At 57.2% G+C, this 11,012-nt stretch carries 8 protein-coding genes, 1 tRNA gene and 1 other RNA gene; 4 read left to right on the plus strand and 6 right to left on the minus strand.

From position 1 onward, the window contains the following. Positions 1-6: 6 nt before the first annotated feature. The 3 genes from HMPREF2787_RS02710 to HMPREF2787_RS02720 form a co-directional block, all read right to left on the minus strand. Complete coding sequence (locus HMPREF2787_RS02710; RefSeq protein ID WP_016423250.1) at positions 7-981, minus strand: cation diffusion facilitator family transporter; 975 nt, start codon at positions 979-981, stop codon at positions 7-9. 20 nt (positions 982-1,001) lie between these two features. Further along, on the minus strand, positions 1,002-1,769 hold the full coding sequence (locus HMPREF2787_RS02715; protein WP_016423249.1) for an alpha/beta hydrolase family protein: 768 nt from the start codon (positions 1,767-1,769) through the stop codon (positions 1,002-1,004). 163 nt (positions 1,770-1,932) lie between these two features. Continuing rightward, the gene (locus tag HMPREF2787_RS02720) at positions 1,933-3,576 is read right to left on the minus strand and encodes an AbgT family transporter (protein WP_083229264.1); all 1,644 of its coding nucleotides are present in this window, start codon (positions 3,574-3,576) and stop codon (positions 1,933-1,935) included. 176 nt (positions 3,577-3,752) lie between these two features. On the opposite strand from HMPREF2787_RS02720, the gene smpB reads away from it, so the two are divergent. Next, on the plus strand, positions 3,753-4,256 hold the full coding sequence (smpB, locus tag HMPREF2787_RS02725) for an SsrA-binding protein SmpB (protein ID WP_005511394.1): 504 nt from the start codon (positions 3,753-3,755) through the stop codon (positions 4,254-4,256). 28 nt (positions 4,257-4,284) lie between these two features. Here smpB and HMPREF2787_RS02730 read toward each other — a convergent pair whose 3' ends face one another. Further along, on the minus strand, positions 4,285-4,680 hold the full coding sequence (locus tag HMPREF2787_RS02730; protein WP_016423247.1) for a DUF3887 domain-containing protein: 396 nt from the start codon (positions 4,678-4,680) through the stop codon (positions 4,285-4,287). Positions 4,681-5,035: 355 nt separating this feature from the next. Here HMPREF2787_RS02730 and ssrA point away from each other — a divergent pair. After that, positions 5,036-5,419, plus strand: a transfer-messenger RNA (tmRNA) gene (gene ssrA, locus HMPREF2787_RS02735). Positions 5,420-5,799: 380 nt separating this feature from the next. On the opposite strand, the gene HMPREF2787_RS02740 is transcribed toward ssrA, so the two are convergent. Both HMPREF2787_RS02740 and HMPREF2787_RS02745 read right to left on the minus strand, forming a co-directional pair. Then, positions 5,800-6,639 (minus strand): GDSL-type esterase/lipase family protein, encoded by an 840-nt coding sequence (locus HMPREF2787_RS02740; RefSeq protein ID WP_070858319.1) that lies wholly within the window; start codon positions 6,637-6,639, stop codon positions 5,800-5,802. Positions 6,640-6,921: 282 nt separating this feature from the next. Continuing rightward, on the minus strand, positions 6,922-7,503 hold the full coding sequence (locus tag HMPREF2787_RS02745) for a PPA1309 family protein (RefSeq protein ID WP_070858320.1): 582 nt from the start codon (positions 7,501-7,503) through the stop codon (positions 6,922-6,924). Between the two features lie 151 nt (positions 7,504-7,654). Between HMPREF2787_RS02745 and HMPREF2787_RS02750 the strand changes: the two genes are divergently transcribed. Together HMPREF2787_RS02750 and HMPREF2787_RS02755 are read left to right on the plus strand one after the other, a co-directional pair. Further along, entirely contained in the window at positions 7,655-10,642 is a 2,988-nt protein-coding gene (locus tag HMPREF2787_RS02750; protein WP_070858321.1) for a UPF0182 family protein, read from the plus strand. 200 nt (positions 10,643-10,842) lie between these two features. Further along, a tRNA-Met gene (locus tag HMPREF2787_RS02755) sits at positions 10,843-10,916 on the plus strand. Positions 10,917-11,012 lie beyond the last annotated feature (96 nt).

Raw genomic sequence — 11,012 nt, forward strand, 5'->3', positions numbered from 1 at the left:
AACATTTTAGGTATGAGCCGGGTACTCGTGGTCAGCGTGCCCGGTTCTTTCAATTTGCACCGTGGCGTGTTCAATCCCGTGGACGTCGTGAAGCAGTGCCTGCGCGCGGTCGAGCAATGCGTGCTCGTCGCCGTTGGGGAGCGTGTCGCAGCGCACGAGATGGACAGATGCCAGTAGGTCGCTGCCGTTGAGGGACCAGACGTGGAGATCGTGGACATCGACCACTCCGTCCAAGTCAGACAGGTCAGCAGTGATTCTCTCAGTGTCGACGCCCTTCGGGGTGTACTCCAGCAACACGTGGAGACAGTCGCGCACCAGAACGGCGGCTCGGGGGACGATGAAGAGCGCAATCACGATAGAGACCACCGAGTCGATGGCAGTCCAGCCGGTGTATGCGATAGCGATAGCGGAGATAATGACGGCGACCGAACCAGCGGCGTCGACAAGCACGTGCAGATACGCGCCGCGGACGTTGACGCTTTCCTTGGCAGCGCCGGCGAGCAGAAACGCCGCAATCACATTGGTGAGCAGGCCGATGACCGCGATGATGAGCATCGACGTGGTCTGGATTTCAGATTGCTCCACTGACCCGAATCGCCGGATTGCGCCCCAGAGAATCACAGCGGCAATGATGAAAACGGTCAGACCGTTGACGAGAGCAGTCAGAACTTCAACACGACGGTACCCGTACGTCGCGCGGTGATTGGCTCCGCGCTGGGCGATAGCCAAACCGGCAACTGCCATAAGCAGGCCTGCGGAGTCCGTCACCATATGGCCGGCATCTGCCAGCAGCGCCAGTGAACCCGAGACCAAGCCGCCGATGAGCTCGGCGAGAAATACGACAAGAGTTAGACCCGCAGCTGCGAGCAGGCGACGGGCAGGAGTATTCGCGGGGTCAATATGAGCGTGGTCATGGCCGTGTGAATGACCGTGTGAATGACCGTGGCCGTGTGAGTGGCCAGAGTGTTCAGTTGTGTCCATAACCCCTAATGATAACAGGGCTATTCAGCCTCCGGAAGATAGCTATCCGCCCACGCATAAATCAGGTCAGCAGCGCGCGCGGCGGACTTAGCGCGAGTGAGCAAGTGGTCTGCGCGATCCAAGCTCATCAGGGATTTTGGATAGCGAGAGACCTGGAAAATCTTCTGGGCGCTATCGATACCAACAGTCTGGTCGGTCGGGGAGTGCAGAATAAGCAGTGGCTTGCGCAGCTGGCTGAGATAAACCTCCGGGTTGTAGTCCGCCAACACTTCCAAGAACTCACGGGAGATGGGAATGCCACGACCTTCAATCTGCAGAACCTGCGTGCCGTGCTCATCGACCGTCGAAATGTCACCGGCGATGCGCACAATCGAGTGTGCCGGATCGAAGGGTGCACCGATTGTCGCTACCGCCTTGATTTTCGGCATATCGTGGCCGGCGTTCAGCGCCGCTGCGCCACCGAGCGAGTGCCCAATCAGTAGCGAGGGGGCCTCAAATTCTGCCTCCATGAACTCGTAGGCGGCCTTAAGGTCATCGATGTTGGTCTGGAACGTCGTCTCACCGAAATCACCAGTGGACTGCCCGAGGCCAGTGAAGTCGAACCGGAACGCCGCAATGCCCTTCTTCGCCAGCGCCTTGCAGGTGCGTGACGCGCCGGGCACCATCCGATTACACGTGAAGCAATGACCAAATAGTGCCCACGCGCGTGGCTTACCATCCGGCAAATCAATCGATGCAGCCAGAGTCTCGCCTGTCGATCCCGTAAATTTTAGGTGCTTTGTTGGCATAGGTTATATCCGCGTCTCAGTGTGTGCTCAAAGTGTGTACGTTTTCGCTTAACGACGCCCGTTGTGGTGGCGACCGTACGCAATACTAAACCCGAGTACCGCAAATAAGTGAGGGATTGGCCGAAAAATTCGACCAATCCCTCAGTTGCCCAGAAGTTGTGAGTTAACGCACCGGAACCCCTGGCCCCAGCGGAATACCCGCGAGATACCACACAACAAAGAATAGGAACCAGCCCACCAGCATGCACAGCGAGTAAGGGATGGCCAGTGACATCAGCGTGCCGACACCCGCCGGCTTGTAGTACTTCTGCAGGAAGGTCAGTGCCAGCGCAAAGTACGGCGACATCGGTGTAATGATGTTGGTCGGGGAGTCACCAATACGGAATAGCTGCTGAGAGACCTCCGGGGAGACGTTGACGTACATCAGCATCGGCACCACGACCGGCGCCATCAGTGCCCACTGTGCAGAGCCCGAGGTAATCAGCATGTTGAGAACAGCCACCATCAGGACGAAGGCAGCAAAGAGCAACAGCGGCGGCAGATCCGCCTTGGTCAGGAATTCGGAGCCCTTGATGGCGGTCCACTGGCCGATATTGGACCACTTGAAGTAGGCCGTGAACTGCGAAACAGCGAAGAAGAGCACCATCATTGTGGTCAGTGTGCCCAGGCCACGTTCCATGAAGGCGGGCACATCTGCAGAGGAGGTGATGGTCTTGGCGCCAATGCCGTACGCAATACCGACCACGGCGAAGAAGAGGGCAATGGACACCACGACGTCGGTAAGCAGCACGGAATTCAAGATGCCGTCGCCTTCGCCGCGCAGAGGCGAACCCGGGATGAATAGGGCAGCGAACCACAGCGCCAGGAAGATGACGGCGGCGATGTTGCCGTAGCGCAGGCCATGGCGTTCGGAGGGATTTAGAACGAGCTTATCGCGGCCGCTGTTGGAGCTGCTCGACGCGGTGTCCTGCTCCTTTTTCTTAGCGTTTTCCTCAGCAGCCTCCTCCGAAGCGCCCGGCTTGGTGAACTCGGCAGCTTCGTGGTCAACATGATCTTCGTGGATGGTCTTCTCCACGTGCTTGGTGATGAACAGCTCAGTAACAGCCGTAATAATCAGAGCCAGCACAATCGACGAGGCCATGGTGAAGAAGTAGTTGGCCAGCGGCGAAACTACGTATTCCGGATCTACGAAGTGCGCAGCATGCGTGGAGATGCCTGCCAGCAGCACATCGGTAATGTTGAGCACCAGTGATGAATTGAACCCGGCCGACGAGGCGGCAAAGGCGACCATCGCACCGACAATAGGGTTACGGCCAACCGCGGCAAATGAGGCGGCTCCCAGCGGAATGAGAATCACGTAGACGGCGTCAGAAGCGATCGAACCAGTCACGCCGGCCAGGGCGACAATGAATGTCAGCAGGACAGGGGAGTGCACCTTGGAAATTGCCGCGCGAATTGCCGAGCCGATGTAACCGGAGTACTCCGCAATGGCGACACCGAGCATGCACACCAGAATCAGGCCAACTGGTGCGAAGTCCGTGAAGTTCGTTACCGCCTCAGAAACCATCTTTTGCAGATACTCAGCGGTAGCGAGACTTTCCACCTCGATGATGTCACCCGACGCGGGATCCTTAGCCTGCATACCCGCAGCCTCACCGAGCCACGAAGAAACGATGACTACACCGGCAAGAATCACGAACAGCCAAAACGGATTTGGCAGTGCGTTGCCGATGCGTTCCAGTGTTGCTAGGAACCCCTTTGGCTTCGGGGGCGCTTTGTCCGGTTCCAACGTTTTTGACTGTCCCATATTTAAATCCCTCTGTGTTAGACGTTGGTAAAAGGTTAGGGGAAAGTAAGTTGCGTCACAACGTAAAAGGCCAGAGGCATATATATGTTGGCTGCAAGGAGGCGCACAAGGGAAAGTTAAGGGAATAGCTAGGAAATAGCTGTAGTGCACCTTCTTCGACTAGAGTTAAGTAGGTTATGGGCAAGAAGAAGTCGAAGAAAGAAAAGGTCAGCGCCAACAACGCGGTGGTGGCCACCAATCGTCGTGCCCGCCATGACTACAACATTCTTGACACCTACGAATGCGGTGTCGTTCTCGTGGGCACTGAGGTCAAGGCGCTGCGCGAGGGCAAAGCATCGCTTAATGACGCCTTCGCGACCATCGACGACGGCGAAGTGTGGCTCCGCGGGCTGCATATCCCGGAGTACTCCTACGGTTCGTGGACTAATCACTCACCGCGTCGCTCGCGCAAGCTGTTGTTGCACCGCAAGGAGATTGACACCCTGTGGGGCAAGGTCCGCGATGGCAACAACACGCTTGTACCCCTGAAGCTGTATTTCACCAACGGTCGCTTGAAGGTCGAGCTCGCACTCGCCCGCGGTAAGCAGGACTATGACAAGCGTCAGGACATCAAGCGCCGCACGGAGGAGCGCGAAGCTACTCGTGCGCTGGGTCGCCGTGTGAAAGGCATCAAGGGGTAGTAGAGGTCTTCATTAGAAGAGGGCTCTATTAGAAGGGGAACTCAGTCGCATCGACTGGGAGGATGAGCAGGCCAATGACGTTTTCGTGACGGTCAAAGGCAACTCGAGCCATCCATTCGCCAGCCTCATGTTTGAGGGTGGTGATGACGAGACTTGTGCCGAGAATCTTCGACAGGAGTTTCTGCGAGGTCGGTTCCTTAGTCCTGGTTCCCCCGAGGCTGGTGACTTGGGTGTCGTCGAAAGATTCGAACGCCCCAGTCTCGGTGAGAACATCTTCCCAGACAGAGTAGATAGTGGACCAGGGGAGATCCTTCCGGAGCTTTGGGGAGATCATGCTTACGGTTTCTGCTTCTTCACCGTTGATGATGTGGCGAAGGAATTTTTCGCCGAGTTCGGCGATATGTGTAGTTTTTGTGGCAGTCATCAATTCTCCTGAAACGGGGTTTTGGACACTTCCGAACCGTTTGAATGCCGCTTGCCGGGAGATATTGAGTACATTTCCAATCTCTGCCCATGAATGGCCCGCTGCGCGAGCCTGCACCACGGCATCTTCAAGTTCTTGTTCGGCAATGTTCGTTGCTTGCAGTCGGTGACGGATTGTCGTCAATGGATCCATGACTGCAGTCAACCATTAGTTGACATCGTTGTCAACTCTAAGTTGACATGTGGGGGGGGCTGCTGGCTGTATGACGAGGTCTGTTGACTTTCCTCGTCGTAAAGCGTTATCCTTGAACATCCTTTGAGTGCTACGCACTTTCCCGTGCTCGAAGGCATTGTATGGGGCTGACATGGTTTCGACACCGTACAGTGAGCCAGGGGAAGCGTGCCGGTGCAGGCTAGAGACCACCGTTAAGCGTCGTAGCAACTGATTAAGCGCCGAGAACACTCAGCGCGACTACGCTCTCGCTGCCTAATTAAGCGACTAGCGTGTCTGTCAGACCGGGCTTGCCCTTTGGTCCGGACCCTGGCATCGACTTAAAAGGGCTCGCCTGATGGGTGTGCCGTAAGGCTCATCGGGGATCTTCTTACTTGCGGCTGGGCCCGTCATTCGGACATGTTTGCCTGAGCCGAAGGGTCGAGTAGAGGCGATCGTGCGAACTGCGCACGGAGAAGCCCTGGCGAGTTGGCGGTGGACCCGAGTTCAATTCTCGGCAGCTCCACTGATGGAAATCCCCGGTCATTATGGCCGGGGATTTTGCTTTTATGTTTTTATATCGTGTAGTCGCTTTTCCCATCATCCGTCAATGGAACGCAGACAATTCGGATCCAAGCCTCCAAGTCGGCGGCAGATTCGCAGTACCAGAAGATTATTGCGCTGCTGCAGGAAGTTATCGACCTGGCAACAATTCTCTACGCCCTTCGCGCGCTGAAGGGGCGAGAGCGCATTAGGGTCATTGCAGAAGCAGACGCGGCAGAAACAAAAATGTAAAAACGGCGCCCACAGTGGCAAGAGGCAGCAAAAACCCTCGCCTCACTTTTCAAAGCGAGGCGAGGGTTTTTGGGGTTTTTGCACTCCAAAACGCCTGAGCGACGTCGGGCAACCTTAGAAGGTGCTCTTGTAGACGTTGGCGATGGTGGTGCCAGTAACTGCCGAACCGTGGAAGGTCGGGTGGTTGGTCATGTTGTAGGAAGCAACGTCAGTATCCAGAATTGCCGAGACTTGACGCTCACCGTCCGGGCCGCACATTGCGACATCGATGTTGGCAACGTTCTTCATGTTGACGAAACCGATGCCGGACTCATTTGCAGCGCGCTCCTGACGGTTCTGCAGAGCCATCTCAAACTGGTGCATGCCGGCAGCCGGAATGTGCGGTGCAAAACCTGCGGCGTTGACCGGGCAAGCGTAGTGAGTCGGGTCATTCGAGGTGAAAGCTGGGTAGCCAATCAGCATGACGCGAGCAGTTGGATTAGCAGCCTTGATTTTCTGTACCGCAGCAACAACGTTGGTGGTGTACAGGTCATCCTGAACCGGCATTGGCAGCACAGCGCCCTGCATTGCGTCATTGGCGCCAACGTAGATGGTCACTAGCTGGGTGGCCGGGCCGAGGGAGCCCTGAGCGATAGCGTTGTCAACCTGGCCCATCAGGGACTTCTGCGGCTGAGTCGGCATGAAAGCGGTAGTGCCGTTGCAGGAGTAGTCGTGCAATTCAAGGCCAGTCTCGCGAGCAACGTGAGAGCCGATGTTCGAAACCGAAATTGGGCATCCACCACGACCCGGTACGGCCGGATCGGACTGGCCCGGGTTAGCAGCGAAGGAATCGCCGAAGGCAACGTAGTTACCAGTAGGAAGAGCGTTGGCAACACCGCCAGACAGGAGGGACGCTGCCAGCGCAGAAGCTGCAGCTGCCGAGGTTGCTGCACGGCGAACAACGTTGTTCTTCATAATTTAAAACCTCTTAGTTGAAAACCAATAAAAGGAAAAACTCGCGCTACACTCGCGATTTCTTCGCCACATTCGCCCGTCCCTGGAAGAATCCGAGTCCAACAGAACCAAGTCCAACAGAACCAAGTCCAACAGAACCCTGAGTGGAAACTTAGAGACGCGCCTTTATCACTTTGTTATACAACTAGGTTCTAGTCCTGATGTCAACCGGAATCAGCTAGTTATAAGGATATTCGGCGCTCTTAATGCCTCTTGTCTGTCTCTTATCGCTGGTAGGTGGATTTATGAGTTACTTCCGAACGTGGAATACAGCGCAGCGATGACACCATCGGCTACCCCAGAACCATCCTTTAGTTCAATCTCATCTTCAGCAAAGGGGCCACGCTCATCCAGTTCTGCTTCTGTGGGGCGCGGCTGAATCAGCGTTAGGTGCGGCCCCTCACTGATAACGCCACTGAAAAGACGTGCCTGACGAGCGGCCTCGCCATCCGCCTGCGCCCGCACCTCGTCTACGGATGCACCCTCAAAACTGTCCGCCCGCTCCGGGGAAATGACCAAAATTTCCTGCGCCAGCACGGCGCCGACGACACCTGCCGGCCACGATGTCCGAGCGATAAAGTCCGCCAACTCAGGGCTACCACCTTCAATTCCCTCGGGGAGAGGCTCCTGCGCAACGACAGTCAGCGGGGCGCTGTCAATCAGCTCGTCGGCAAGCACGTCGGCAAGCGCGGTGGTGGGGACGAGGGCGAAGAGACTCGGAGCGCGGTCCCAACCTTCGGCGTGGACGTATTCGACAGCCTCACGCACGGCGCGATTGAGTGCCTGCTGGCTGAGATGAGTCTGTGTGCCGCTGTTTTCGCTCATGACGCTTGACGACGCCCCTTTCCTGGCAACGCTGTATAAACAGCATCCTTAGTCAATTGTTAAGAACTTTATTTAGAGTAGATGACAGATAAGCGTACGACCGACTTGCCAGCTCGCTGGTAAGTCAAGCTCAACTTGAACAGGAGAGACGTTGTCTCTAAACCAGACTCGACCGAGACGATCGGCGGGTGGCCGCCCGGGGTGGCTGGCAATTACCGTGTTGGTGATTGCCGCGCTGACCTTTGTTATTCCCATCGCCGTCAATTTTTATACGGACTTTCAGTGGTTCGGTGAAGTGGGCTATCGAGGGGTATTCGCCACCACGTGGCTCACTCGTATTGTCCTGTTTGTCATCGTAGGCCTAATAACGGGCGCACTGACATTTCTATCTATGTGGCTGGCGTGGCGCTCGCGGCCCGTCGACCTCGGACTGACGGATCCACGCAGCCCGCAGGCAGTGTACCGACGGATGGCCGAATCCGGTTCGAAGTCGATGTTCACCACGCTGCCCATCGTCTTCGGTGTACTCGGTGGCCTTGTGGGGCAGGGCAATTGGCAGACGGTGCAGCTGTTCTTAAACCGGCAGTCCTTCGGTGAGACTGACCCGCAGTACGGCAAGGACTTGGGCTTCTATGCGTTCCAGTTGCCGCTGTGGTCGTACATCGTTTCGACGCTGGTTGTCCTGGTAGTCATTGCGTTCCTGCTGTCGCTGGTGACACATTACTTCCTTGGTGGCATCCGCCCAGGCAACCCGACCACAGGGGAGAAGACCCGCGTTTCCAATGCGGCTCGTGCGCAGTTGGCGTGCTGGGCCGGTGTTTTTATGCTGCTCAAGGCCGTGTCTTACTGGCTGGACCGCTATGAGCTGCTGAATAACAAGCAGAAGACCTTCACCGGCGGTTCCTACACCGATATCAATGCGCTGCTGCCAGCGAAGATTACGCTGCTGGTCATCGCAATTGTCGTGGCCGCTGCATTCTTCGCGTCCATTTTCCTGCGCAACCTTTCCATCCCGGCGTTTGCCACCGTGCTGATGTTGGTTTCCGCCAGTCTGATTGGCGTGGCCTGGCCGATGGCAGTTGAGCAGTTCTCGGTTAACCCGAACCGCGCTTCCAAGGAACGCGAGTACATTGCGCGCAATATTGAGTCGACGCGCTACCACTACGGGCTTACCGACGACAAGGTGAAGGTCGAGCGCGACTGGGGTGTTCCGGCTGAAAAGGAAGGCGATAAGGAAGCCGCGAAGGAAGGTGCGGACTCGATTTCCCGCGATGCCGCTACTCTGGCCAATATCCGGATCCTGGATCCGGAAGTGCTGCCACGTACCTTCACGCAGCAGCGCCAGTTGAAGAACTTCTACGGTTTCTCCGATCCTCTTGCCATTGACCGTTACCAGATTGATGGTGCGTCCCGTGACTTCATCGTCGCTGCCCGTGAGCTGAACCCGCAGACGCTGCAGGGCAACCAGACTGACTGGATTAACCGCCACACGGTCTACACCCACGGCAACGGCTTCGTTGCCGCGCCGGCAAACAAGGTCGACGAGGTTGCATCTGAGTCCGGTTCCGCTCGCGGTGGTTACCCGCTGTACACCGTGGCTGACCTGTTCGAGTCCGAGGATCCGAACGGCATGAACCTGAACCTAAAGCAGCCGCGTATTTACTACGGCCCGGTTATCGCCAACAGCGATGCTGATTACGCGATTGTCGGCGGCAACGGTGACGGCAAGGACTATGAGTACGATGCTGACGGCCGTAACTTCACCTACGACGGTGAGGGTGGTGTTGGCGTTGGCGGGCTTGCCAGCCGCATGATTTTCGCCACCCGTTACCAGGAGCTCAACATCCTGCTGTCCGACCGTATTGGGCCGGACTCCAAGATCATTTACAACCGCGATCCGCGTGACCGTGTTCAGAAGGTCGCCCCGTGGCTGACTACTGACACCAAGACCTATCCGGCCGTAGTCGATGGCCGTATGAAGTGGATCGTCGACGGCTACACCACACTGGCCAAGATGCCGTACTCCCAGCGCATGAGCCTCCAGGAAACCACGCAGGATTCCATTAACCCGGATGGCACTCCACGCCCGCTCCCGAACAGCGAGGTCAGCTACATCCGCAACTCGGTCAAGGCAACCGTTGACGCCTACGATGGCACCGTTGAGCTCTACGAGTTCGATGAGAAGGATCCGGTGCTCAAGGCCTGGGAGGGGGTCTTCCCGGGTGTGGTGAAGCCGAAGTCGGAGATTTCCGAGGAACTGCAGGAGCACCTGCGTTACCCGGAGGACTTGTTTAAGGTTCAGCGCGAGCTGATGGCCAAGTACCACGTCAGCGATCCGGGCGTGTTCTTCGCCAATGACTCCTTCTGGTCTGTCCCGTCCGACCCGACCGCACCGGAAGACAAGAACCTCTCTCAGCCGCCGTACTATGTTGTCGCTTCCGATCCGGAGAGCGGCAAGCCGAGCTTCCAGCTGATCTCGGCATTCCGTGGACTGGAGCGTGAGTTCCTCTCCGCTCAGATGAGTGCTTCTTCCGAGCCGGAGACCTACGGCCAAATCACTATTCGTGCCCTGCCGACCAACACCCAGACCATGGGTCCGCGTCAGGCGCAGGACACGATGATGTCCGCAGATGAGGTCGCCCAGGACCGTACCCTGCTCGAGGGTACGAACGTGGTCACCAACGGTAACCTGCTGACGCTGCCGGTCGGCGATGGTGAGATTCTCTACGTTGAGCCGGTCTACACCCAGCGCAAGGGGCAGGAGACCGCCTTCCCGAAGCTGTTGCGTATTCTCGTAGCTTACCGCGGTCAGGTGGGCTACGGCGCTACGGTCACTGAGGCTCTGAGCCAGGTTGGTATCGATGCTTCCGCCGTGACCAAGGTCCGCGGTGAGGAAGAGGCTGAGGAGCAGCCGTCGGATAAGGACAAGGACCCCGCCGACGTCAACTCTGACGACGAGGCGCCGAAGGAAGAGCGCAAGGTCGATGTCGCCGCGCGTGACGATGCCGCTCGCCGTATCTCCGACGCACTACAGAAGCTTAACGACGCCCAGAAGAACGGTGACTACGCAGCACAGGGCCAGGCGCTTGCCGAGCTCGACCGCGCTGCCGCTGACTACCAGAAGGCCAATGGTCAGTAAGGTTTACAGAGAGTAAGGCTTGCAACGGGAGATTAGCCGAGAATCATAGGTTCTTATGGTTCGCAGAGTCCCCAGGTTGTAGCGAAACTGGCTATGACCTGGGGATTGGTCTTTGTTGGAAGGTCCGTGCTACAGTTACATCTCGTTGGCCGGAGAGGTCAGCACCCGCTGTGAGTGCTTGTAAAAGCCAGGACAGTTGACGCGGGGTGGAGCAGCTCGGTAGCTCGCTGGGCTCATAACCCAGAGGTCGTTGGTTCGAATCCAGCCCCCGCCACTAAGAAGAGACCCCTACCGGTGTAAACGCTGGTAGGGGTCTTCGTTATTCGGGGGTCAAATCACGGGTTAAGTAGCAAAAAGTGTGTCTGACTTT

Source organism: Corynebacterium sp. HMSC061H03, assembly GCF_001838215.1.
Lineage (GTDB): Bacteria > Actinomycetota > Actinomycetes > Mycobacteriales > Mycobacteriaceae > Corynebacterium > Corynebacterium jeikeium_D.